The organism is Mesorhizobium sp. M0870 (assembly GCF_040319775.1).
Taxonomy (GTDB): Bacteria; Pseudomonadota; Alphaproteobacteria; order Rhizobiales; family Rhizobiaceae; genus Mesorhizobium.
This window is the reverse complement of sequence record NZ_JAMYOI010000001.1, coordinates 1-21,519: the sequence shown is the minus strand read 5'-3', so window position 1 is coordinate 21,519 and position 21,519 is coordinate 1. Positions and strand designations below refer to the sequence as shown.

Genomic DNA, 21,519 nt, shown 5'->3' with positions numbered 1-21,519 from the left:
GTCAACGCAGTGCCGGCGAGCCGACTGCGCGCCGACACTCGTCGATCAGCCACAGGCGAAACGCGGCCACGACATCGCGCCTGGCGCTGCGCTCCGGGATCGTCAGGCAATAGGGCTGGCGCAGCTCCAGTGCCTGGGCGAGGGGCCTGACAAGTCGGCCGTCTGCCAGCGCCGCGGCACAGTAGATCCCTTGCGCCAGCGCCACGCCCAATCCCGAAATGGCAAGGTCGAGAGCCGCGCGCGATGAGTTGGCCGAGAGGCCGCGCTGCGCTGCCCGGCCGGGCTCGATGCCGGCCGCCTCGAACCAGTTGTGCCAGGACGGAAAGGACGCACCAGTCGGTCCCCAGCCCGTGTGGATAAGCGGCAGGCTGGCCAGGCCCTCGGGTTTGATTGTGTCCGCCAGCCCGGGGGCACACACGGGATAGACTGCGTCCTGGACGATGTCCTCGGTCGGGTGCTCGCGATAATGCGGCCCATAGGAGAGCCTGATGTCGATCAGTTCACGGTCGAACGGCACCGGGTCGTCGTCGCCTCTGAGCGATATGTCGACGACGCCATGGCTTGAGGCAAAACCAGCGAGACGCTGCGAAAGCCAACCCATGGCCATGGATGGCGGCACCGACACCACAAGGCGTGGGCGGAACGTATCGCCGCCCAGCTGGCGCGCGACGCTGCCGATCTCCTGGAAGGCCATGGTCAGCCTGGGCAGCATCTCGACGCCTGCCTCGGTGAGGACGACGCGCCGGTTGACGCGGTGGAACAGCTTGCGGCCCATCTGCTCCTCGACCGTGCGGATGAGCTGACTGACGGCAGCGGCCGACACCGAAAGCTCTTCCGCCGCCGCGGCAAAGCTGCCTATACGGGCCGCAGCCTCGAAAGCTTGAAGCCCTTTGAGAGAAGGAGGTACGGCCATAATCACCGAATAGATAAGTTCAGCTTATCTAGATTGCAGAAATCGTCGTTTTTGGAAAGGTTGTTCATTGGCTACAGTGGGTTCATCAAACTCCAGTCTGGATCGAAGCACGTGGATCATCGTGACGTAATTTCATCGCTGACGCAGGAGGAGCGCAATCGGCTGACCGCCAAGTCTGATGTTGCGGGCCTCGTTCAGCTTGCTGCTCATTGGGGCGCGATCATGGTCGTCGGATCGCTGATCGCCGTCAAGGTGCCGTTCTGGCCACTGCTGATGCTGCCGCAAGGTATCCTCATCGTCTTCCTGTTCACGCTGCTGCACGAAACGGTCCATCGCACGGCCTTTGAGTCGCAATGGCTGAACGATGCCGTGGCGCGGGTGTGCAGCCTGGCGATCGCGCTGCCGGCGGACTGGTTTCGCTATTTCCATTTCGCCCACCATCGATACACGCAGGACCCGCAGAACGACCCGGAACTGGCCTTCCCCAAACCGGAGACATGGCGGCAATATCTCGTCCACATATCCGGCATCCCTTTGTGGTGGGGCCACCTCAAGACGCTTTATGCCAATGCGATGGACCGCGGCCGGGAAAGCTACGTTCCGCCAAAGGGCTATGACAAGGTGCGCATCGAGGCACGCGCCATAATTGCCTTTTACGCCGTGGTCCTTCTGCTGGCCGTCTATTTCCGGCTCTCGGTGCTTCTCTATGTCTGGATCTTGCCCGCTCTGTTGGGGCAGCCGTTTCTGCGCCTCTATCTCTTAGCCGAGCACGGCCGTTGTCCGTTCGTCGCCAACATGCTGGAGAACACCAGGACCACGCTGACCAACTGGCTGGTCCGCAGGCTGGCGTGGAACATGCCGTTCCATGCCGAGCATCATGCCTATCCAGGCGTGCCGTTTCATCAACTGCCGCGGTTTCATGCGCTGATCGAGCGGCATCTCAAGGTGGTCGAGCCCGGCTATGTCAGCTTCCACGGCAAATACATCGACACGCTGCGTTGACGATGGCCGGCCTCAGCCGGTCTGGCTGTGGAGCGCTCGGGATTTCAACAGACGCTGGATCTCGGCGGCCGTTGACGGCACGCCGATCAGATAGCCCTGCGCCTCTGTACAGCCATTGCCGCGCAGGATGTCGAGTTGCGCCTCGGTCTCGACCCCCTCGGCGGTGACAGTGATGCCAAGCTCGGCGCCCAGCCCGATGACGGTGCGAACGATCGCCGCGGCGTCACGATTGCCCAGGTCGTGGATGAACGAACGATCGATCTTGATCTTGTCGACGGGAAAACGCCTGAGATAGCCGAGCGAAGAATAGCCGATGCCGAAATCGTCCAGCGCGATACGGACGCCGAGTTCGCGCAACTGCCGCAGCGTCCTTAGCACCGCCTCGCTTTCGTCCATCAGCACGGTTTCGGTTATCTCCAGTTCCAACCGATCGGCTGGCACGCCGGAGAAAGCCAGCGCCGAGATGACGCTGCGGGCGAAGCTGCCGCTTTTAAGTTGCACGGCCGAGACATTGACCGCGACGCGCAGGCCGGCGGGCCAGTCGGCCGCCGCCGTGCAAGCTTTCCTCAGCGCCCATTCGCCAAGCGGCACGATCAATCCAGTGTCTTCGGCGACCGGAATGAGGCTGTCCGGCGCCACCGTGCCGCGTGTCGGCGAATGCCAGCGCATCAAGGCTTCCGCGCCGACGATCTCCCCGGATGCGATGTTCATGATGGGCTGGAAGTCGAGGTCGAATTCCTGGCGCGGCAGCGCGGTCTCGAGGTCGATCTCCAGCGCACGCCGTGCCTGTACCATAGCGTCCATTCCGGGTTCGAAGAACCGATACTGATTGCGCCCTTCGCTCTTCGCCCGGTAAAGCGCCGTATCGGCGTTCCTCAGCAGCGTGTCGGCATCTCCACCGTCGTCGGGGAAAACCGCTATGCCCAGGCTGATGCCGATATGCATCTCGCGGCTCTTGTCGCGGAACGGTTTTCCTATTGTCTCGATGATGCGCTTCGCGAGTTTTTCAGCATTGGCAATGCCCTTGAAATTGAACTGGATGATGACGAATTCGTCACCGCCGAAGCGGGCAACGACGTCGTTTTCATTATGAAGGCAGCGCTGCAGCCGCTCGGCCACGCTCTTCAGCAGCCAGTCGCCGGCCGGATGTCCCCAAGTGTCGTTGACCGCCTTGAAGCGATCGAGATCGAGCGAGAAGATCGCCAGCGGCGTGGCCGCCGTGTCCTCCAGCGCAAGGTCGAGCCGTTCGCGAAACATCGAGCGGTTGGGCAGTCCGGTCAGCATGTCGTGATGCGCAAGATGGGTCATGCGCTCTTCGGTACGGCAGCGCTCCGTAACATCGTCGAAGGTCGCCACCCAACCGCCGCCGCTCATCGGCTGGCGGGTGACCAGAACCGTCCTGCCGTCGGTAAGATGCCGATAGGCCGAATGCATTTTTCTCGCCACCAGGCAGGCTTCGGTCTTGGCGACTTCGCTGTCGACATCGATCTTCGTATAGATGCCGAGTTCCAGCAATCGTTCGAGCGCGTCGCGGTGCGTCGTTCCAAGCGGGAAGTCCGCCGCGGTGACGTTGTAGAGTTCTAGGAAACGCCCGTTGCGCACGATCATCTTGCCGTCGGCGTCATACATCAGCAGGCCTTGCGACATGTTGGCGAGCGCTGCGTCGAAGCGGCGGTGCTGCTCCTTGAGATCCTCTTGCGCGCGGCGCTGCTCAGTGATGTCCTCATAGATCGAGACCCAGCCGCCCAGAGTCAGAGGGCGGTGCGAGATGCTGACGATGCGGCCGTCCGACAGTGTTTCTTCGTAGGTCGAGGGCTTTGCCTGATCGATATAGGGCTTGCGGATGGCGTAGAGTTCGTCGGCGGTTTGCGAGGCGATGCCGATATCGGCGCTGTGGCGCAGAATGTCGAGGAACCGGATGCCGGGCCTTATCACGCTGGCTTCGAGGCAAAAGATGTTCAGGTAGTTGCCGTTGCAGATGATCATCCGCTCGTCGGCGTCGAACATGCACAGGCCGTGCGACATGTTCTCGACCGCAGCCGAAAAGCGTTGGTTCTGCTCGCGCAGTTCGTCTTCCATGTGGCGGGAGCGGTCCATGCCTTCGGCCTCCCGTTTCGGGTTGGTCGAACCATCCTTGGCATCAGCGACGGGCATGAGCGCGCCTGCGGACCGTGATCGAACGCGCTATTGTGGCCGCCGCCGGTTAATTTAGCGTTTTTAGTCGATTGCGGTCGCCGAAACCTGGTGTCGCGATGTCTCGATCGCGGAAAACCGCTTCAGGAACGCATTTTGCGCCCAGGTCACCGAGCGTGGCGTGAAATCGAAGCGGTCGGCATTGAAGCCGCGCGGACGGCCGAAGAACTCGGTCGCCTCCGCGGTCGAAAAGCCGGCGAGCAGCGTTGCCTCGAAATAGGCGGCGATCTGGTCGGCGCGCTTGATCTCCTTGCGCAGCGCAGCACCCGGTTCCGGCAGCGAGAAGCGCAGATGGATGGCGCGCTGCAGCCGCAACTCACAATCCTTGTAGCTGCCGCCCATTACCGATTTGAACGGTGAGATCATGTCGCCGATGACATATTCGGGGGCGTCGTGCAGGAGGGCCGCCAGCTGGGCGTCGGCCGAAGCCTCGGGTACCAGGTCGCGGAACAGCGCTTCGACCAGCAGCGAGTGCTGGGCGACCGAAAAGGCATGCTCACCGCTGGTCTGGCCGTTCCAGCGGGCAACGCGGGCGAGCCCATGCGCAATGTCTGAAATCTCGATGTCGAGCGGCGAGGGGTCGAGCAGGTCGAGCCGGCGGCCCGACAGCATGCGCTGCCAGGCGCGTGCCGGTGCGCCGACGCGGTCGGCCGCCATCAGACCCCCTCCGCGCTGGCGGCTTCCTGCGGGAAGGTGAATTTTGCCCAACCGGGAATGGCCAGCGTAACTGGAACGTCCGCCGCCATGATCGGCAGATCGGCGTCGAGCGCCGCCTTGATCCGGTCGATACGGACAATCGCCAGACCAGCCGTGCCGGCAGTCGAGCCAAGCGTGCCAACCGGCCTGCCTTCGACGGTCAGCTCAGAGCCGGGCGCGGGCAGGGGCCGGTCGGCTGACACAATCAGCACGCGCCGCCTGGCGGTGCCGCGATGCTGCATGCGCGAGACGACCTCCTGGCCGACATAGCAGCCCTTCTTGAAGCCGACGCCACCGGTTTCGTCCAGCAGCACGTCGTGGGGGAAGGCGTCTCCGAGTTGGTAGTCGCTGCCGCTTTCGGCAATGCCGCCGGCAATGCGGAAGGCTTGCCACGCGGCAAGATCGCTGCGCTCATCTGTTTCGCCATAGGAACGCGTGACGGCACCCTTCGGAAAGCGTGTGTCGGCGGCTGCCGTTGAATCAGATTGTGAGGGTGTTGATTCATGTCCCCATGCGACGGTGACAAATGCCTGATCGGATTTTGCAATCTCGACCTTGGCGCGCAGTTTGTAGAGCGTCAGCCGGCGTATGAAATCGTCCGCTATGTCGGCACGGCATTCGAGCCGGAATGCATTCTCGCCGGTGCGCGAGATCAGGAAATCGAACAGGATCTTGCCTTGCGGCGTCAGCAGCGCACCGGGCTTGGCTTCGCCGGGAGCCAGAATGTCGAGATCGGTGGTCACGATGTTTTGCAAAAAATGCTCGGCATCCGGACCTGATACGGAAATGAGGGCGCGGTCTTTGAGCTGGGCAAAGGGCATGGGCGGAAAAGCAACCTGATCTTGCAAAATGGTCGGCCTTTACGTAAGCCGCTGGCACTCCCCCCGCAAGAGAGCATGGCCATGATCTACGACCTCATCCTGACAGGCGGCACAGTGGTCAACCATGACGGCGAAGGGGCTCGCGACATCGGCGTGAAGGACGGGCGCATCGCTGCCATCGGCGGTCTCCGCCAGGCCTCGGCCGGCGAGACGATCGACTGCCGCGGCCTGCATATCCTGCCGGGTGTCATCGACAGCCAGGTGCACTTTCGCGAGCCGGGACTGGAGCACAAGGAAGATTTGGAAACGGGGTCGCGCGCGGCCGTGCTTGGCGGCGTCACCGCCGTGTTCGAGATGCCCAACACCAATCCTTTGACCACCAGCGAGGCAGCGCTTGCCGACAAGGTCCGGCGCGGCACGGATCGCATGCATTGCGATTTCGCCTTCTGGGTCGGCGGTACCCGCGAAAACGCCGGGGATGTCGGCGAGCTTGAGCGGCTGCCGGGCGCTGCCGGGATCAAGGTTTTCATGGGCTCGTCCACTGGCGACCTGCTGGTCGAGGATGACGAGGGCGTGGCGTCGATCCTGAGAAACACGCGCCGGCGCGCCGCCTTTCATTCGGAAGACGAATTCCGGCTGCGCGAGCGTCTTGGCGAGCGCATCGAGGGCGACCCGGCATCGCACCCTGTCTGGCGCGACGAGATCGCCGCCTTACGCTGTACCGAACGGCTTGTACGCATCGCGCGCAGCGTTCGCGCCCGCATTCATGTCCTGCACATCTCGACGGCCGAGGAGATTGTGTTTCTCGAACAACACAAGGATGTCGCGACCTGCGAGGCAACGCCGCATCATTTGACGCTAAGCGCCGACGACTACGCACGCCTTGGCACGCTGATCCAGATGAACCCGCCGGTGCGCGCCGCCCGCCATCGCGACGGCGTCTGGCACGGCATTGCCCAAGGCGTCGTCGACGTGCTCGGCTCCGACCATGCGCCGCACACGCTGGCCGAGAAGGCCAAGCCGTATCCGGCCTCACCGTCGGGAATGACCGGCGTGCAGACGCTGGTGCCGATCATGCTCGACCACGTCAATGCCGGCCGGCTGACCTTGCAGCGCTTTGTCGACCTGTCCAGTCATGGCCCGCAGCGGATCTTCGGCATGGCCAGGAAAGGCCGCATCGCCGCCGGCTATGACGCCGACTTCACCATCGTAGACATGATGCGGCGCGAGATGATCACCAATGCGCAGGCCGGCTCGAAAGCCGGCTGGACGCCTTATGATGGCAGGGAAGTGACGGGTTGGCCGGTCGGCACCGTCATTCGAGGCCGACGTGTCATGTGGGAGGGCCAAATCGTCACGCCAGGCCAAGGCAAAGCGGTGGAGTTTTCCGAGGCATTGCCCGTCTAGGCTCCCGGATCTCTGCAAGGGCAGAGGCAGAAAGCTCAATCCCCGGCGACGAAGAACGACCACTGTCCGGCAGGCGTGATGCCGACACGGTAGAAGATATAGGCGCCGAACTGCTTCATATCATTGAAATCGCCGGCGGTGACGATCTTGAAGAGCTCGACCCGCTGCTTGGCGTCCAGCTTGTCCAGCGGCAGGGCGAAGAAATACGGCCACACATAGAGTTCTTGTGGCGTGCCGGCATCGAGGTGGACGTAGCCGGCATTAAGCACCTCCTCCAGGATGGCCAGAATCTCCTGGCCGTCTGGGTCTCCGGAGAGGCCCTTGAGGAAGGCGATGGCGTCGCCGTCTATGTCGGTCAGCGATATCTGTGTCATGCTCTCGCCCGTGCCGATCAACGGTCGCAGCTTTTCGATATCGCCGCCCTTGCAGGCTTCGACGATCAGATCGTGCATGCGCCGCACCGGTTCCGGCAGCTTGCCGAGATCGTAGACGACCTCAGGCACCGGCGTTTCCGGATCGACGCGCGGTCTGGTCACGCCGCCATCCGCCGGGCTGTCCGGCTCGGCTTCGGCAGGAGCAGTCGGCTGGCTGGCCGGCGGCGGTGTTCCGACCGGGTTGGGCATTGGCACGGCGCTTCCGGGGGGCGACATGTCGTCGTCGGCCGGCGGCGTGACTGTCGGGGGGAGCTCTTCGCGCTTGATTTCGCTCAGCGCATACACGGGGCTGCTCGCGAGACACACAAGCAGGGGAATCGCGGCACAGCAAGCGGCGAAGGAGATGCGAAGGATCAAGCCACACGGCTTGCCTGACATCGAAAAACTCACTGCCCGTTTCTCCCTGCTTCCGGGCATGACGCCCGAGCGGCATGTTCCCGTCAAAGAACCGGACGTCGGTTCAGTGCCGCAGCCGTTCAGGTTCGAAGGCGCCAGCAATCACCTTTTCACGCATACGGTCGAGCAGGGCAAGGGCCGAGGTCTCGCCATTGGCACGCAACATCTCGCCGAAGGCTGTTTCGAGCGCTGCTTCGGCGATGATCTCGGGCTCTATCCCGGCGGAGAGACCTTCCGCCCAGGCCTCGCTGTGGCTTTCCACGGCGGTCAGGCGTTTTTCTTCCCTGACCAGCGCGTCGATGTCGTTGACACCATGTTCCATAAGCGAATGTCCACCCTTTCAAGCTGCGATCCATCGATGTGGATCAGGCCTGATCTGTTCATTTCACACGCAGGGGCGATTAAGTATTTGTAAATACGACATTTTTTTGATCGTCTTTTACAAAGCCCGATTGCCTTGTGCGAAGCTGCGTTCAGCTCGAGTCAAACTTAGCCGATTGGGGCGGCCTGCGGGGCGAAAACCTTCAGTTTGAGTTAATTCCGCTTTCGCGCGGTAAGGTTTCGTTAATACTGTTGCAGAAGTGCAACATGAGGATTGCACCAAGATATCGCCTGGCACAAGCCGATATATCCGCTGTGCCCAGCAATGATCCGGATAGTTGTTGATGAGCGAGTGCCTAGTTGCCGTAACGCGAGGCGATATCGCGAGATAGCGTCTCGCCTTCCTTCATGTAGCGGCTGATGGCTTCGGTCGCCGAGGGCGTGCACCTCGTATAGGTGCCGCCGAAAGAGCGGTAGCCGCGATTGAAGCTGGCGATGAAGCGGGCGCGCCGCTCGGCGTCCGGATTTTCCGAATCGAGCAGTTTTGTCATCTCGACACGCCACTGCTCGCCCTTCTCGCCGCACAGATTGCGCAGGAAATGCAGCGAGCCCAGAACCTCCGCCAGCCGCATCAACCCAGGCTCGAACGGCGACTCGGCGCTGAGCGCGGGCCGTATCGAAACGGTCGTGCTGACGGAAAGACACACGGCGAGGAGCATGGATGGACGGTTCATAAGCCTTCTCTACCCAACGGCGTGGCTCTGCCAAACAGGATAAGTCTTTGTGGCGAAACAATTTGTCGCCTGCAAGGCGGTTTTCAGGGCAGCAGTCCGGCGTTTCTGCCAGGGGCCAACAAGTCTTCTGCGACCGCGAATACCGAGCCTGCTAGCGGCAGCGCCGCCATCTCGATGAGCGTATAGAAGGCCGCCGTCTCTGCATCGTCGCTGGCCACCGCCTCGCCGCCGGCATAGACGGCTCCGAAGACTGTGAGGAGATAGTCAACCGGGTGGCTGTCGTCCCTGCCGTCGATGTGGATTTCCCGAAGCCGGCGATAATCGGTGGCCCGCAAGCCGGTCTCTTCCAACAGTTCGCGAGCGATGGCTTGCTCCAGCGTTTCGTCGGGCTCGACCTTGCCGCCTGGAAAGGCATAGAGCCCCTGCGAGGGTTGCCGCGCCCGCTTGACCAGAAGCACGGTGTCTGCGCGCACGACGGCGACCGAAACTGCCGGAAGTGTCTTGCGCGCTTTGTTCATGGGTTCCCGATCAGGCGTGAAGCTGGTCTGTTGTGGAACCGCCAGCATGCGGAAGCTTTAGCGGTTGCGCAACGGCGGTTCTATCGCCACTTTCAAGCTGAACCATTCGAAGGGCGCCAATCGACCATGTGCGGACGTTTTGCCTTGACCGCGACGCCGGACCAGACTGCCGCCTTGCTAGGTTTGGCTGAACTGGAGGATTTCCCGGCGCGCTACAACATCGCACCAACCCAACCGATCCTGATGGCGGTCGCCGGCCCCCCGCAGGCGCCGGGCTCCAATCTGCCGGACCGGCAGCCGATGCTGGTGCGCTGGGGGCTGATTCCGACCTGGGTCAAGGATACCAGGGAATTTCCGCTGCTGTTCAACGCGCGCTCTGAAGGCGCAGCTGAGAAGGCCTCGTTCAAAGCCGCCATGCGCCATCGCCGCGCGCTGGTGCCGGCGTCGGGTTTTTACGAGTGGCGGCAAACTGGTGGCAAGAAGGGGCAGCCCTACTGGATCAGGCCTAGGCATGGCGGGTTGCTCGCCTTTGCCGGCTTGATCGAGACCTATGCCGAGCCGGGCGGTTCGGAAATGGACACCGGCGCTATCTTGACCGTCAACGCCAATGCCGACATCGCCCATATTCACGACCGCATGCCGGTGGTGATCGATCCCAGGGATTTCGCCCGCTGGCTGGATTGCCGCACGCTCGAGCCGCGCGATGTCGCCGACCTGTTGCGGCCGGCACAGCCTGATTTCTTCGAGGCAATTCCCGTCTCCGACCTCGTCAACAAGGTCGTCAACACCGGACCGGAGATCCAGGAGCGGGGCGAGATCGGGCCGGAGCCCGAAAAAGTCAAGCGCCAGAAGCCCGGCGCGGACGACAGTCAGCTGACGTTGTTTTAGCTGAGCTGTTCTTCAGGGCCGCATGTCAGCGCCCTCATGCCTGGCACCTTTGGCGCCAGCCACACACTGCTTCAGGCAGCGCGGGGCGATACGATCTTCTGCGCCGGCTTCTTCTTCTTCGCGGTGTGGAGAAGTGCGGCGACGATCGCGGCCGGGCCTATGGCGCGATAGTGGTTGGCCAGCGCCGGTTGCTTGGCGCGATTGGATTCCTGCTTGCTTCGGAGCATGTCTCTCTTCCCAGGTAACATTTTCGTGTCTGCGTTTGATGGCCGATTCTGACCAAATCGTGACGCCTGCTGATCTAGCCGGCGAATGTTTCATGACTGTGCCGACATGTTTAATAAAATGTTTCAGTGGCTCATTACCTGTGATCCAGCGACGTTTTTGCCGAAACTAGCGACTTGACGGCAACACTCGCCAAGGCGATAAAGCCGCCCATGAAAACGTCTTTCGCCATTTGTGGCATTTGCATTATTGGCTAGCCTCGCGCTGGTCCGGACGTTTTCGCCTCATCTTTCCCCAGATTGGACAAACGCCCCGGCCAGCAGGCTGGAGCCTGATTTGCGTCTTGGCGCGGGCTGGCTCCATCCAGATGAAAGATCTGAAACGGGAAGGCACGAATGTCTGACGCATCGCAGGGCCTGCGCCTCTACAACACGCTGACGCGGACGAAAGAGGATTTCGTCCCGATCGATCCGCTGAACGTGCGCATGTATGTCTGCGGTCCGACCGTCTACGACTTTGCCCATATCGGCAATGCCAGACCGGTGATCGTCTTCGACGTGCTGTTCCGCCTGCTGCGCCAAGTCTATGGCGAGGCGCACGTCACCTATGTGCGCAACATCACCGACGTCGACGACAAGATCAACGCGCGCGCTCTGCGCGACTTCGGCGGCGAGATCGCTTCCGGAACACTTTCGCTCAACGAGGCGATCAGGCGGGTCACCGAAAAGACCGCCGACCAGTTCCACAGCGATGTGGCGGTTCTCGGCTGCCTGGAGCCGACGGTCGAGCCGCGCGCCACCGAATTCGTCGAGCCCCGCGCCGACGGCAAAGTCGACATGATCACCTTGATTCAAAGCCTGATCGAACGCGGCCATGCCTATGTTGCCGCGGGCGAAGTCCTGTTCGATACGGCGTCGATGCCGGACTACGGCCAGCTGTCGAAGCGCAATCTCGACGAGCAGCAGGCTGGTGCTCGCGTCGCCGTCGACGCGCACAAGAAAAATCCCGGCGATTTTGTCCTGTGGAAGTTGTCGTCGCCGGAGGAGCCCGGCTGGAATTCGCCATGGGGCAGGGGTCGGCCGGGCTGGCACATCGAATGCTCGGCAATGTCGGCCGCCTATCTTGGCGAGGTGTTCGACATCCATGGCGGCGGCCTCGACCTGATCTTCCCGCACCATGAGAACGAGATCGCCCAGTCGCGCTGCGCCCATGGCACGGACGTGATGGCCAACATCTGGATGCACAACGGCTTCCTGCAGGTCGAAGGCCAGAAAATGTCGAAAAGCGTCGGCAATTTCTATTCGATCAACGAACTGCTGGAGACCGAGACCTTTGGCGGCCGCAAATGGCCGGGCGAGGTGCTGCGGCTGGCGATGCTGATGACGCACTACCGCGAACCAATCGACTTTTCCGTGCGCAAGCTGGAAGAGGCCGAGAACACGCTGCGCAAATGGAAGCGAGTAGCTGATGGAGCGCGTTATGAAACGGGCCCCCCTAGCAGCTTTGTTAAGGCACTTTCGGACGACCTTTCGACACCTCAGGCCTTTTACATATTGGCGGAGCTCGTTTCAGACGCGAGCAAAGGTCTGGGGTCGGAGGGCTCAGAAACGCCCTTTGTTGAAATTGATGGCGATCCAATAGACGTCGAATTTAAGTTGAATGCCGCTGCTGAGGTAAAGGCAGCTTTGTTATTTCTTGGTTTTGACTTTGCGGAAGCAAAAGTTGCCGAACATGCCATTGTTGAGGCAATTGAAACCCGACTTGCCCTCATAGCGTCGAAGAACTGGGCCGAGGCCGACCGCATCCGCGACGAACTGCTGGCGCAAGGTGTACAGTTGAAGGACGGTAAGGATCTGGTCACTGGCGAGCGAGTGACGACGTGGGAGGTCAAGCGGTGAGGTTGGCGCGAAACACTTTTGAAAGGTTGGCGGAGACCCTGGTGACAGCCGATCTCCCCCCTTGCGGGGGAGATGTCCGGCAGGACAGAGGGGGGTGTGAAGGAACGCCATCGTTTCTGTTTGCCTACCCTCGTTTCGACCGTTTCCTGAGAAGGCAGCGGTCTCCAATTGATAAGCGGGCGGGACAGCACCCCCCTCTGCCCTGCCGGGCATCTCCCCCGCAAGGGGGGAGATCAGCCCTCGTCGCCGATTTCGCTAATCACCGGCGAAGGGGTGTTTGATGGGACACGATCTCGTTCCGCAACGACACCGCCGGAATGCAAAATCCATGCGTCGCGTCATGACCGATGCGGAGTTGAAACTTTGGAATGAGTTGCGTGCTCACCAGCTTATGGGGATGAGCTTTCGACGGCAGGTGCCGATCGGACCTTATATCGTTGACTTTGCTTGCTCGGCCTATCGTCTCATCGTCGAGGTAGACGGCAGCCAGCATGCGGATAGCGAAAATCTACAACAAGACGAGACACGCAGCGCATATTTTAAGAGCAGTGGCTGGACCATCCTGCGCTTCTGGAACGACGACGTCATTCGCGATATCGACAATGTCTGCCAGCACATCGTCATCGAGGCCGGCCTGGCCGCTGCCGAAGTGCTGGCGATCGAACCAGCTAGGGAGGCAATTTCATGATAGACCATCTTGGCATCACCGTTGCCGATTTCGATGCTTCGAAGGCTTTCTATGACAAGGCGATGGCGCCGCTTGGTGCAGCGCTCCTCTACATGGTGCCGCTGGAATACACCGGCGGCGCCAAGGTCGGCGGCTATGGCCGTGACCGGCCGGTGTTCTGGCTGAGTTCGGCCAAGGACAAGCCCAGGGATCACCAGCACGTCGCCTTCACCGCGCGCAGCCGCGCCGAGGTCGATGCCTTCCACGCAGCGGCACTTGCTGCCGGTGGCAAGGACAATGGCGGGCCGGGCCTGCGCCGGCATTATCACCCGAACTACTATGGCGCCTTCGTCTTCGATCCCGGCGGCAACAATGTCGAAGCCGTCTGCCATGCGCCGGAGTGAGCCGAGATGAGCCTCGACAACCGGCCGATCTACACCGGCGGCTGCCAGTGCGGCGCGGTGCGCTTTCGCGTTGAAGGCGCGCTCGGCGACGCTTCGGTCTGCCATTGCCGCATGTGCCAGAAGGCGTTCGGCTCGTTCTATGCGCCGCTGGTTTCGGTGCGTGGCGCCCGGCTCGACTGGACGCGCGGCGAGCCGAAATACTTCCGCTCCTCCAACCATGTCGATCGCGGTTTTTGCGCCGATTGCGGCACGCCGCTGACCTTCACCGCGCCGGACGGCGTTGGCCTCGCCATCGGCGCGTTCGACAATCCGGCGGAGATCGTGCCGCTGATCCAATGGGGTGTCGAGGCAAAGCTGCCTTATGTCGATACGATCCCGCAATTGCCGGGCGAGGAGACGATGGCCGACGTGTCGTCGGCCTCTTATCTGGCCGATCTCGTCTCCTACCAGCATCCGGACCACGACACCGAACAATGGCCGCCGAAGGAAAGACCATGACCGAGACAGTAAGAACTGGCGGCTGCCAATGCGGCGCCGTGCGTTTCCGCATTCATGGGGCGCTCGGCCGTCCCTCGATCTGCCATTGCCGGATGTGCCAGAAGCAGTTCGGCTCGTTCTTCGGTGCGCTGGTCACGGTGCCCAGGGATGGCGTCAAATGGACCCATGAAGAGCCAAGCTATTTCCAGTCGTCGGTCAACATCGATCGTGGTTTCTGCGCCCGCTGCGGGACGCCGCTGACCTACCGGCAGCCCGGTGGACTTGAGATCGCTATCGGTGCCTTCGACGACCGCTCAGATCTCGCCCCGCAGATCCAGGTCAACTACGCCGCGCGGCTGCCCTGGGTGGAGACGATCTTCGATCAGCCCGTCCACCAGGATCCCGACTACTATAACAGGCAGGAATCCATCATCTCCTTCCAGCACCCCGACCATGAAACAGCGGACTGGCCGACCAAAGGTTTGCAACTATGAGCAGTCAATTGCGTACCCTCTATCCCGAGATCGAGGCCTTCGAGTCCGGCATGCTCGATGTCGGCGACGGCCATCAGGTCTACTGGGAACGTTCCGGCACCAAAGGCGCCAAACCGGCGGTGTTTCTGCATGGCGGGCCGGGCGGCACCATCTCGCCAAAGCACCGGCGGCTGTTCGACCCGAAGCTCTACGATGTCATCCTGTTCGATCAACGCGGCTGCGGAAAATCGACGCCCAATGCCTCGCTCGAAGCCAACACGACCTGGCACCTGGTCGCCGACATCGAACGCCTGCGCGAAATGGCCGGCTTCGACAAATGGCTGGTGTTCGGCGGCTCCTGGGGGTCGACGCTGGCGCTCGCCTATGCCGAAACGCACCCCGAACGCGTCAGTGAGTTGGTGGTACGCGGCATCTACACGCTGACACGTGCGGAACTCGAATGGTACTATCAGTTCGGCGTCTCGGAAATGTTCCCGGACAAATGGGAGCGCTTTCTGGCGCCGGTCCCGGAGGCCGAGCGCGGCGACATGATGGCTGCCTACCGCAAGCGGCTGGTCGGCACGGATCGCAAGGCGCAGATCGAAGCCGCCCGCGCCTGGAGCCTGTGGGAGGGCGAAACGATCACGCTGTTGCCGGAACCGGAGACCAGTGGACCGTTTGGTGAGGACGACTATGCCATTGCCTTCGCCCGCATCGAAAACCACTATTTCGTCCATGCCGGCTGGCTTGAGGAAGGGCAGCTGCTGCGCGACGCGCACAAGCTGAGCGACATTCCCGGCACCATCGTCCATGGCCGCTACGACATGCCGTGCCCGGCGCGCTATGCCTGGGCGCTGCACAAGGCCTGGCCGAAGGCGGATTTCCATCTGATCGAGGGCGCCGGTCATGCTTATTCGGAGCCGGGGATTCTGGATCAACTGATCCGGGCGACGGATCGGTTTGCAGGGAAGATATAGTCGATGCACGGCGATCCTTCACACCCCCCTCTGTCCTACCGGACATCTCCCCCGCAAGGGGGGAGATTGGATGTCGCCTTCGCTTTCGCCAATCGCCGACGATGCAGGACCAGCGCTATCGTCAAAGCTGCCGATCTCCCCCCTTGCGGGGGAGATGGCCGGCAGGCCACAGGGGGGTGCTCAAGCACCTTGCTGTCATGAAAAAGGAAAGACTGTTCCTCTTCGACACCACCTTGCGCGATGGCCAGCAGACGCCGGGCATAGACTTTTCCGTCGAGGACAAGATCGCTATCGCGAAACTGCTCGACGCTTTCGGCCTCGATTATGTCGAAGGTGGCTATCCCGGCGCCAACCCGACCGACACAGCCTTCTTCCAGGAGAAACGTACGTCGCGCGCCAAATTCGTCGCCTTCGGCATGACCAAACGGGCTGGGGTGTCAGCTTCCAACGATCCCGGCCTTGCGTCACTCGTGCAATCCAAGTCGGATGCCATCTGCTTCGTCGCCAAGAGTTGGGACTACCATGTCCGTGTCGCGCTCGGCTGCACCAATGAGGAGAACCTCGACGCCATCAAGGCCTCCGTCGAGGCGGCGATCGCCGCCGGCAAGGAGGCGTTGGTCGATTGCGAGCATTTTTTCGACGGCTTCAAGGCCAATCCCGATTATGCGCTGGCCTGCGCCAGGACCGCCTGTGATGCCGGCGCGCGCTGGGTGGTGCTGTGCGACACCAATGGTGGCACGCAACCCTCGGAAGTCCGCGCCATCGTCGAGAAGGTTATTTCATCAGGTATTTCAGGCGATTATCTCGGCATCCATGCTCATGACGACACCGGCCAGGCAGTGGCGAATTCCCTCGCCGCTGTCGAGGCCGGCGTGCGCCAGATCCAGGGCACGCTCAACGGCATCGGCGAGCGCTGCGGCAACGCCAATTTGATCTCGATCGTACCAACGCTGGCGTTGAAACCGGCCTTCGCCGATCGTTTCGAGACGGGCATTTCGGCTGAGGCGCTGACCGGCATTTCGCGCCTGTCCCGCGCCTTCGACGAACTCCTGAACCGCGCCCCGGAAGCGCAAGCGCCCTATGTCGGGGCCTCTGCTTTCGCCACCAAGGCGGGCATCCATGCCTCCGCGCTGGCCAAGGAGCCGGCGACCTATGAGCATGTGCCCCCGGAAACGGTCGGCAACCGCCGCCGCGTCATGGTTTCGGACCAGGGCGGCAAGGCCAATTTCCTCGCCGAGTTGAAGCGGCGCGGCATCGACGTGCCGAAAGATGATCACCGGCTCGACGCGCTGATATCAGTGGTCAAGGAGCGCGAGGCCGAGGGCTACGCCTATGAGGGCGCCGATGCCAGCTTCGAGCTCCTGGCACGCAAGATGCTGCACGGCCTACCGGAGTTCTTCAACGTCACCTCGTTCCGCTGCATGGTCGAGCGCCGCTTCGACGCCAACGGCCAGCTGAAGACGGTCTCCGAAGCGATCGTCAAGGTGGTGGTCGACGGCGAGGAGAAGATGTCGGTGGCCGAGGGGCATGGCCCGGTCAACGCACTCGACATCGCGCTGCGCAAGGACCTTGGCAAGTTCCAGAGCGAGATCGCCGACATGGAACTGGCCGACTTCAAGGTGCGTATCCTCAATGGCGGCACCGAGGCGATCACCCGCGTTCTGATCGAATCGCATGACGGCACCGGCGCGCGCTGGTGGACGGTCGGCGTTTCCGAAAACATCATCGACGCCTCGTTCCAAGCGCTGATGGATTCCATCGTCTACAAGCTGATGAAGAACCGCGAGATGGCCGGACTGGTGGCCGCCGAATAGGGTTGAACCATCAGCGAAAGTCCATTGATCCATCAGAACTTTGCGATGGTCTTGCCAAGGTGGCTGGGCCATAGCGTTGGCCCATGGCCACTGAAACAATCACCCTGGATGCGGATTCCAAGGCCCGTCGCGGCTTCCTGCTGGCACTGGGGGCCTATCTGCTATGGGGGCTGCTGCCTTTTTACATGAAGGCGGTCGCTCATCTGCCGCTCGCCGAAGTCATTGCCCATCGCATCGTCTGGTCGGTGCCGATCGCCGCCGCCGTCCTGATCTGGGCCGGCCGCACGGCGGATTTCAAGGCGGCACTGCGTTCGCCGCGCACCATCGCCATGGCCGCGCTGACGGCTGCGCTGATTTCGGTCAACTGGGGCATCTATGTCTGGGCGATTGCCGTCGACCGCACTGTCGAGACCGCGCTCGGCTACTACATCAATCCACTGGTCAGCGTCGTTGTCGGCGCGCTGCTGCTTGCCGAGCGCCTCGACCGGCTGCAGATCGCGGCGGTGGTGCTGGCGGCCGTCGCGGTCGCGGTGCTGACCATCGAGGGCGGCAAGCTGCCCTGGGTGTCGCTGGCGTTGGCTTTTTCCTTCGCCGCCTACGGCTTCTTCCGCAAGACGCTGCCGATCGGACCGAGCCAGGGATTTTTGCTCGAAGTGCTTCTGCTGTCGGTGCCGGCACTTGGCTACATCGTTTATCTCATCGCGACCGGGCAGGACCACATCGTATCCAGCAGCGGTGCCGATAGGGCGCTGCTGATCGGCTGCGGTCCAGTCACGTCGATACCGCTGCTGCTGTTCGCCTTCGGCGCCAAGCTGCTGCGCCTGTCAACCATCGGCATCATGCAATATATCGCGCCGACCATGGTGTTCCTGATCGCCGTTCTGATCTTCGACGAGCCTTTCGGCACCACCCAGGCGATTGCGTTCGCGCTGATCTGGGCGGCCTTGGCGGTCTATTCCTGGTCGATGTTGACGACAGCGCGCCGCGCCGCGCCGCAGCCCGCACGGTAAGGAGTTTCGATGTACCTGCTGCATATCGCCAACAAGAACTATTCCTCATGGTCGCTGCGGCCCTGGGTGTTGATGCGCGCGCTGGATATCCCATTCGAGGAGCGGCTGACGCCATTCCCGACCGCATCGAGCTGGGAACTCTACCGGTCGTTTTCGCCCAGCGGCCGGGTGCCGTGCCTGATCGAGGACGGCTGGGCGGTCTGGGATTCGCTGGCCATCGTCGAATATCTGGCCGAACGCCACCATGGCGTGTGGCCCGTCGAAGCCAAGGCGCGCGCCTGGGCACGCTCGGCCGCCGCCGAGATGCATTCGAGCTTCACCGCATTGCGCGGGGCATGCCCGATGAGTTGCGGCGTGCGGGTAAAGCCGTTCCCGATGTCCGATGGGCTGAAGCAGGACCTTTTCCGCCTCGGTGACCTCTGGAATGATGGTCTTGCCCGTTTCGGCGGGCCGTTTCTGGCCGGCGCTCATTTCACCGCCGTCGACGCTTTCTTTGCTCCGGTGGCGTTCCGCGCCCAGTCCTATGGGCTCCCCTTCGAGGGTGCGGCTGCGGCTTATCCGGCGCAATTGCTTGCTCTACCGGCGATGCGCGAATGGTATGCGGCTGGCCTTGCCGAAATCTGGCGCGAGTCCGATCACGAAGCGGAAGTGGCCGCCGCCGGCACAGTCATCGAGGATCTTCGCGCCACGGCGTGATAGCCGCCGGCGGGTGCTACATCTGTCCGAGCCGCCTGACAAAGAGATAGGTCGCTCCCGCGATTACCATCGCTACCGCCGTCACCACCCAGAAGCCCATTGGCGTGTCGACCAGCGGCAGGCCGCCGACATTCATGCCGAACAGGCCGGAGATGATGGTCATCGGCAACAGCACCGCCGTCATCACCGACAGTACGTACAGCAGCCGGTTCGACTGCGTTGTCAGCTTGGCCATCAGCTCGTCTTGCAAAAGCCGGGCGCGGGCCTGCAACTGCTCGCCGTCATAGTGCAGCGTCTGCGCACGATGCGACAGCCGCGCCGCCATGTCGTTGATGGAATCCGGCAGGTCGTTGCGGTGCGAATGGTCGAGATGGCGAAACAGATTGGTCAGCGTCGCCATCTGCCGGTGGATCACCACCAGGTGCCGGCGCGCGTCGACCAGCGCCTGCCGCTCATTGTGCCATGCGTCGCAGACGATGCGATCCTCGATGCCATCGAGACTGTCGCCAAGTGCCGCAAGTTCGGCCACCATGCCGTCGAACGACTGGCCGACGACCGCCTCGATCAGCGCGGCCGGCGAGCGGAGTTTGCGCGATCCGTTCTCGATCGCCTTGCGGATGTTATCGACAGACTGCAGCGGCTGCTTGCGGGCGCCGACCAGCATGGTGTCGTTGAGGGCGAAGCGGAAATGGCCAAGTCCGCCCGTTTCCGCCGAATAGTCATGGCGCAGATCCGGCAGGTCGCCATAGAGCCAGTCGTCCTCGAGGTCGATGTGGCAGCCATGGCTGGCGGACAGGAAAGCTTCACGCACCGGTGCCGGCAAAGCCTGATCGGTGCCGATCTCATGGCGAGCGCGCATGTCGGAAAGCTGGTAGCTGCGCCATGTCCAGTGCGCGGCGGCGGCGTCCCTGGTTCGCACGCCCTCAGCGGTGAAGTGATAGATGAAGAACAATCCGTGCTCGTCGGGCAGGTAGGGCGACAGGTCGGTGCCTTCCGGGGCGACAGTGATATCCATGGGGGCGGTGCCAGATGCATGTTCCGAAGATGGCACCGCACGGCGGCTGCCTGGCCTTGATTTCTAGCACGAGCGAACCCGGTTCCGTGTGACGGTTTCTTGACAGCCGATCACGGTCTGTCGATCACCTACGTCAATCCGGTGGTGACGGCCTTCGCCACCCCCGGATTGTGTCCCTGTCAGTGCTTCGGGCCGAAGCCGGGGTAGGGCTTTAGGATACGATTGCGGCAATGTCCATCATGCCGGCCTTGACCAACGGCAAGGTGGCGAGGTGGGCGCGAACCTCTGCATCATCGGCTGCCTCGAACATCATGCCGCTGCCCGGGATGTCGCCTCGGTTCCACATCTGGCGTACCGCGCCTTCGGCATAGAGCGTGCGCCGCTGTTCGGCTTCGCCGGGTAGAAGCGGAGCGAAATCGGCATCGGCAAATTTTTCGGTGTTGCGGGTGAGAAGGGCAAAGAACTGCATGGCGGTCTCCTTTGGTTGGAATGGCCGAATTATCGCTCCCGCCGGTCAGACTGTCCAAGACTGGTTAGGCTAAAGTTGAGACCTGGGGGGACTGGAGCCCGGAGAAAAATGTTCGATCTGCGTCAGCTCCGCTATTTCGTCACCGTCGCCGAAACCGGCAATGTCGGGCGCGCCGCCGAAATGCTGCATATTTCTCAGTCGCCACTCAGCCGGCAGATCATCCAGCTCGAGGAGCAACTCGGCGTCGCTTTGTTCGAACGGGCAAAGCAGCGGGTCCACCTCAACGCCGAGGGCCGCGCCTTCCTCGTCGAAGCCCGCGCGCTGCTGTCCAATGCGCGACGTTTGGAGCAGTTCGGCCGCAACCTGGCCAGCGGCGCCGTCGGCCGGCTCGCCATCGGCTATGTCGAAGGCGCCGTTCATGCCGGGCTTGTCGCTGGGATGCTGCGCCAGTTCCGTCGCGACCGGCCGGATTTCCACCTGCAGCTGAGAAGCCTGCGTTCGGCGGCGCAGTTGGAAGGGCTACGGCAGCGGTCGCTGGATCTGGGCTTTGTCTACTCGCCGCCAGCCGATGATGACCCGGATGTCGCCGCGATAGCGCTGCGGCATGAGCCGCTGGTGCTGGCGATCCCCGAAGATGATCCGCTTGCTGAAGTGCCAGAGATTGGGCCCGACCACCTTGACGGTCGCACCTGGATCACCGTCGTGCGCCAGCCGGACGACACCAATCGCGGCCAGTTCCTTGCCGCCTGCGCCAAGGCCGGCTTTCTGCCCGACATCGCCTATGAGACGGCGGACCCGCTGACCTCGCTCGGCCTTGTCAGTGCCGGTCTCGGCCTTGCGACGGTGCAAGCCAGCCTGCGTGTCGCTGCGCCGCCGCGGATCGTATTTCGCGACCTGCCGTGGTTCGACCGCACGGTCTCCATCTATCTCGCCTGGCGGCGTCATGACCGACGGGCGGTGATTGCCGATTTGCGGCAGGCAGCTGAGGAATAGGGGAATAGGGGAATAGGGGAATAGGGGAATAGGGGAATAGGGGAATAGGGGAATAGGGGAATAGGGGAATAGGGGAAT

The 21,519-nt window shown here is 62.4% G+C and carries 24 protein-coding genes; 13 read left to right on the top strand and 11 right to left on the bottom strand.

Annotated elements, in window-relative coordinates; genetic code table 11:
• Window position 1 precedes the first annotated feature (1 nt).
• On the bottom strand, window positions 2-913 hold the full coding sequence (locus tag NKH97_RS00120; RefSeq protein WP_128303041.1) for a LysR substrate-binding domain-containing protein: 912 nt from the start codon (window positions 911-913) through the stop codon (window positions 2-4).
• Between the two features lie 111 nt (window positions 914-1,024).
• Here NKH97_RS00120 and NKH97_RS00115 point away from each other — a divergent pair, with 111 nt between their 5' ends.
• Entirely contained in the window at window positions 1,025-1,915 is an 891-nt protein-coding gene (locus tag NKH97_RS00115) for a fatty acid desaturase family protein (RefSeq protein WP_352795201.1), read from the top strand.
• A 12-nt stretch (window positions 1,916-1,927) separates the two neighbouring features.
• Here NKH97_RS00115 and NKH97_RS00110 read toward each other — a convergent pair whose 3' ends face one another.
• The 3 genes from NKH97_RS00110 to ygfZ form a co-directional block, all read right to left on the bottom strand.
• Entirely contained in the window at window positions 1,928-4,069 is a 2,142-nt protein-coding gene (locus NKH97_RS00110; RefSeq protein ID WP_352795200.1) for a putative bifunctional diguanylate cyclase/phosphodiesterase, read from the bottom strand.
• 63 nt (window positions 4,070-4,132) lie between these two features.
• A complete protein-coding gene (locus NKH97_RS00105; protein ID WP_352443173.1) occupies window positions 4,133-4,765 on the bottom strand; it encodes an HD domain-containing protein in 633 nt (210 codons plus the stop codon).
• Window positions 4,765-5,625: a CAF17-like 4Fe-4S cluster assembly/insertion protein YgfZ gene (gene ygfZ, locus NKH97_RS00100; protein ID WP_023812888.1), complete on the bottom strand. Its 861-nt coding sequence runs from the start codon at window positions 5,623-5,625 to the stop codon at window positions 4,765-4,767. Before ygfZ ends, NKH97_RS00105 begins: the two co-directional genes overlap by 1 nt.
• A gap of 75 nt (window positions 5,626-5,700) precedes the next feature.
• Between ygfZ and NKH97_RS00095 the strand changes: the two genes are divergently transcribed.
• Window positions 5,701-7,032 carry a dihydroorotase gene (locus NKH97_RS00095; RefSeq protein WP_352795199.1) on the top strand — a complete coding sequence of 444 codons (1,332 nt, stop codon included), beginning with the start codon at window positions 5,701-5,703 and terminating at the stop codon, window positions 7,030-7,032.
• A 35-nt stretch (window positions 7,033-7,067) separates the two neighbouring features.
• On the opposite strand, the gene NKH97_RS00090 is transcribed toward NKH97_RS00095, so the two are convergent.
• The 4 genes from NKH97_RS00090 to NKH97_RS00075 all read right to left on the bottom strand — a co-directional run bounded on the left by NKH97_RS00090 (window position 7,068) and on the right by NKH97_RS00075 (window position 9,435).
• A complete protein-coding gene (locus tag NKH97_RS00090) occupies window positions 7,068-7,856 on the bottom strand; it encodes a hypothetical protein (protein ID WP_023812890.1) in 789 nt (262 codons plus the stop codon).
• 70 nt (window positions 7,857-7,926) lie between these two features.
• Window positions 7,927-8,184, bottom strand: coding sequence for a hypothetical protein (locus NKH97_RS00085; protein ID WP_008874920.1), 258 nt, complete (start codon window positions 8,182-8,184; stop codon window positions 7,927-7,929).
• 355 nt (window positions 8,185-8,539) lie between these two features.
• Window positions 8,540-8,917: a TIGR02301 family protein gene (locus NKH97_RS00080; protein ID WP_023812891.1), complete on the bottom strand. Its 378-nt coding sequence runs from the start codon at window positions 8,915-8,917 to the stop codon at window positions 8,540-8,542.
• 83 nt (window positions 8,918-9,000) lie between these two features.
• Entirely contained in the window at window positions 9,001-9,435 is a 435-nt protein-coding gene (locus NKH97_RS00075; protein WP_023812892.1) for an NUDIX hydrolase, read from the bottom strand.
• 126 nt (window positions 9,436-9,561) lie between these two features.
• On the opposite strand from NKH97_RS00075, the gene NKH97_RS00070 reads away from it, so the two are divergent.
• Complete coding sequence (locus NKH97_RS00070) at window positions 9,562-10,323, top strand: SOS response-associated peptidase (protein ID WP_023812893.1); 762 nt, start codon at window positions 9,562-9,564, stop codon at window positions 10,321-10,323.
• Between the two features lie 71 nt (window positions 10,324-10,394).
• On the opposite strand, the gene NKH97_RS00065 is transcribed toward NKH97_RS00070, so the two are convergent.
• Window positions 10,395-10,550, bottom strand: a complete 156-nt coding sequence (locus NKH97_RS00065) for a hypothetical protein (protein WP_023812894.1) — start codon at window positions 10,548-10,550, stop codon at window positions 10,395-10,397.
• Window positions 10,551-10,943: 393 nt separating this feature from the next.
• On the opposite strand from NKH97_RS00065, the gene cysS reads away from it, so the two are divergent.
• The 9 genes from cysS (at window position 10,944) to NKH97_RS00020 (ending at window position 18,964) form a co-directional block, all read left to right on the top strand.
• Window positions 10,944-12,446, top strand: a complete 1,503-nt coding sequence (gene cysS, locus NKH97_RS00060) for a cysteine--tRNA ligase (RefSeq protein WP_023812895.1) — start codon at window positions 10,944-10,946, stop codon at window positions 12,444-12,446.
• Window positions 12,447-12,726: 280 nt separating this feature from the next.
• Window positions 12,727-13,134, top strand: a complete 408-nt coding sequence (locus NKH97_RS00055) for an endonuclease domain-containing protein (RefSeq protein ID WP_023812896.1) — start codon at window positions 12,727-12,729, stop codon at window positions 13,132-13,134.
• On the top strand, window positions 13,131-13,517 hold the full coding sequence (locus tag NKH97_RS00050) for a VOC family protein (RefSeq protein ID WP_352795198.1): 387 nt from the start codon (window positions 13,131-13,133) through the stop codon (window positions 13,515-13,517). The genes NKH97_RS00055 and NKH97_RS00050 overlap by 4 nt, the downstream gene beginning before the upstream one ends.
• Window positions 13,518-13,523: 6 nt before the next feature.
• Window positions 13,524-14,015, top strand: a complete 492-nt coding sequence (locus NKH97_RS00045; RefSeq protein WP_023812898.1) for a GFA family protein — start codon at window positions 13,524-13,526, stop codon at window positions 14,013-14,015.
• Window positions 14,012-14,488: a GFA family protein gene (locus tag NKH97_RS00040; RefSeq protein ID WP_023812899.1), complete on the top strand. Its 477-nt coding sequence runs from the start codon at window positions 14,012-14,014 to the stop codon at window positions 14,486-14,488. Before NKH97_RS00045 ends, NKH97_RS00040 begins: the two co-directional genes overlap by 4 nt.
• The gene (pip, locus tag NKH97_RS00035; protein ID WP_023812900.1) at window positions 14,485-15,444 is read left to right on the top strand and encodes a prolyl aminopeptidase; all 960 of its coding nucleotides are present in this window, start codon (window positions 14,485-14,487) and stop codon (window positions 15,442-15,444) included. Before NKH97_RS00040 ends, pip begins: the two co-directional genes overlap by 4 nt.
• A 197-nt stretch (window positions 15,445-15,641) precedes the next feature.
• Window positions 15,642-17,258: a citramalate synthase gene (gene cimA / locus NKH97_RS00030; protein WP_352609793.1), complete on the top strand. Its 1,617-nt coding sequence runs from the start codon at window positions 15,642-15,644 to the stop codon at window positions 17,256-17,258.
• An 83-nt stretch (window positions 17,259-17,341) separates the two neighbouring features.
• A complete protein-coding gene (gene rarD, locus NKH97_RS00025; RefSeq protein WP_023812902.1) occupies window positions 17,342-18,268 on the top strand; it encodes an EamA family transporter RarD in 927 nt (308 codons plus the stop codon).
• Window positions 18,269-18,277: 9 nt separating this feature from the next.
• Window positions 18,278-18,964 (top strand): glutathione S-transferase family protein, encoded by a 687-nt coding sequence (locus NKH97_RS00020; RefSeq protein WP_023812903.1) that lies wholly within the window; start codon window positions 18,278-18,280, stop codon window positions 18,962-18,964.
• A 16-nt stretch (window positions 18,965-18,980) separates the two neighbouring features.
• Here NKH97_RS00020 and NKH97_RS00015 read toward each other — a convergent pair whose 3' ends face one another.
• On the bottom strand, window positions 18,981-19,979 hold the full coding sequence (locus tag NKH97_RS00015; RefSeq protein ID WP_352443247.1) for a transporter: 999 nt from the start codon (window positions 19,977-19,979) through the stop codon (window positions 18,981-18,983).
• A 211-nt stretch (window positions 19,980-20,190) separates the two neighbouring features.
• Entirely contained in the window at window positions 20,191-20,448 is a 258-nt protein-coding gene (locus NKH97_RS00010; RefSeq protein WP_352795197.1) for a muconolactone Delta-isomerase family protein, read from the bottom strand.
• 108 nt (window positions 20,449-20,556) lie between these two features.
• Between NKH97_RS00010 and NKH97_RS00005 the strand changes: the two genes are divergently transcribed.
• Window positions 20,557-21,441, top strand: a complete 885-nt coding sequence (locus NKH97_RS00005; protein WP_023812906.1) for a LysR substrate-binding domain-containing protein — start codon at window positions 20,557-20,559, stop codon at window positions 21,439-21,441.
• Window positions 21,442-21,519 lie beyond the last annotated feature (78 nt).

Excerpts from the sequence above, each read along its gene's own strand:
- NKH97_RS00120 (WP_128303041.1), bottom strand. The coding sequence starts at position 913 with ATGGCCGTACCTCCTTCTCTCAAAGGGCTTCAAGCTTTCGAGGCTGCG.
- NKH97_RS00110 (WP_352795200.1), bottom strand. The coding sequence starts at position 4,069 with ATGCCCGTCGCTGATGCCAAGGATGGTTCGACCAACCCGAAACGGGAG.
- NKH97_RS00105 (WP_352443173.1), bottom strand. The coding sequence starts at position 4,765 with ATGGCGGCCGACCGCGTCGGCGCACCGGCACGCGCCTGGCAGCGCATG.
- ygfZ (WP_023812888.1), bottom strand. The coding sequence starts at position 5,625 with ATGCCCTTTGCCCAGCTCAAAGACCGCGCCCTCATTTCCGTATCAGGT.
- NKH97_RS00095 (WP_352795199.1), top strand. The coding sequence starts at position 5,701 with ATGGCCATGATCTACGACCTCATCCTGACAGGCGGCACAGTGGTCAAC.
- NKH97_RS00085 (WP_008874920.1), bottom strand. The coding sequence starts at position 8,184 with ATGGAACATGGTGTCAACGACATCGACGCGCTGGTCAGGGAAGAAAAA.
- NKH97_RS00080 (WP_023812891.1), bottom strand. The coding sequence starts at position 8,917 with ATGAACCGTCCATCCATGCTCCTCGCCGTGTGTCTTTCCGTCAGCACG.
- NKH97_RS00075 (WP_023812892.1), bottom strand. The coding sequence starts at position 9,435 with ATGAACAAAGCGCGCAAGACACTTCCGGCAGTTTCGGTCGCCGTCGTG.
- NKH97_RS00070 (WP_023812893.1), top strand. The coding sequence starts at position 9,562 with ATGTGCGGACGTTTTGCCTTGACCGCGACGCCGGACCAGACTGCCGCC.
- NKH97_RS00065 (WP_023812894.1), bottom strand. The coding sequence starts at position 10,550 with ATGCTCCGAAGCAAGCAGGAATCCAATCGCGCCAAGCAACCGGCGCTG.
- cysS (WP_023812895.1), top strand. The coding sequence starts at position 10,944 with ATGTCTGACGCATCGCAGGGCCTGCGCCTCTACAACACGCTGACGCGG.
- NKH97_RS00055 (WP_023812896.1), top strand. The coding sequence starts at position 12,727 with ATGGGACACGATCTCGTTCCGCAACGACACCGCCGGAATGCAAAATCC.
- NKH97_RS00050 (WP_352795198.1), top strand. The coding sequence starts at position 13,131 with ATGATAGACCATCTTGGCATCACCGTTGCCGATTTCGATGCTTCGAAG.
- NKH97_RS00045 (WP_023812898.1), top strand. The coding sequence starts at position 13,524 with ATGAGCCTCGACAACCGGCCGATCTACACCGGCGGCTGCCAGTGCGGC.
- NKH97_RS00040 (WP_023812899.1), top strand. The coding sequence starts at position 14,012 with ATGACCGAGACAGTAAGAACTGGCGGCTGCCAATGCGGCGCCGTGCGT.
- pip (WP_023812900.1), top strand. The coding sequence starts at position 14,485 with ATGAGCAGTCAATTGCGTACCCTCTATCCCGAGATCGAGGCCTTCGAG.
- cimA (WP_352609793.1), top strand. The coding sequence starts at position 15,642 with ATGAAAAAGGAAAGACTGTTCCTCTTCGACACCACCTTGCGCGATGGC.
- rarD (WP_023812902.1), top strand. The coding sequence starts at position 17,342 with ATGGCCACTGAAACAATCACCCTGGATGCGGATTCCAAGGCCCGTCGC.
- NKH97_RS00020 (WP_023812903.1), top strand. The coding sequence starts at position 18,278 with ATGTACCTGCTGCATATCGCCAACAAGAACTATTCCTCATGGTCGCTG.
- NKH97_RS00015 (WP_352443247.1), bottom strand. The coding sequence starts at position 19,979 with ATGGATATCACTGTCGCCCCGGAAGGCACCGACCTGTCGCCCTACCTG.
- NKH97_RS00010 (WP_352795197.1), bottom strand. The coding sequence starts at position 20,448 with ATGCAGTTCTTTGCCCTTCTCACCCGCAACACCGAAAAATTTGCCGAT.
- NKH97_RS00005 (WP_023812906.1), top strand. The coding sequence starts at position 20,557 with ATGTTCGATCTGCGTCAGCTCCGCTATTTCGTCACCGTCGCCGAAACC.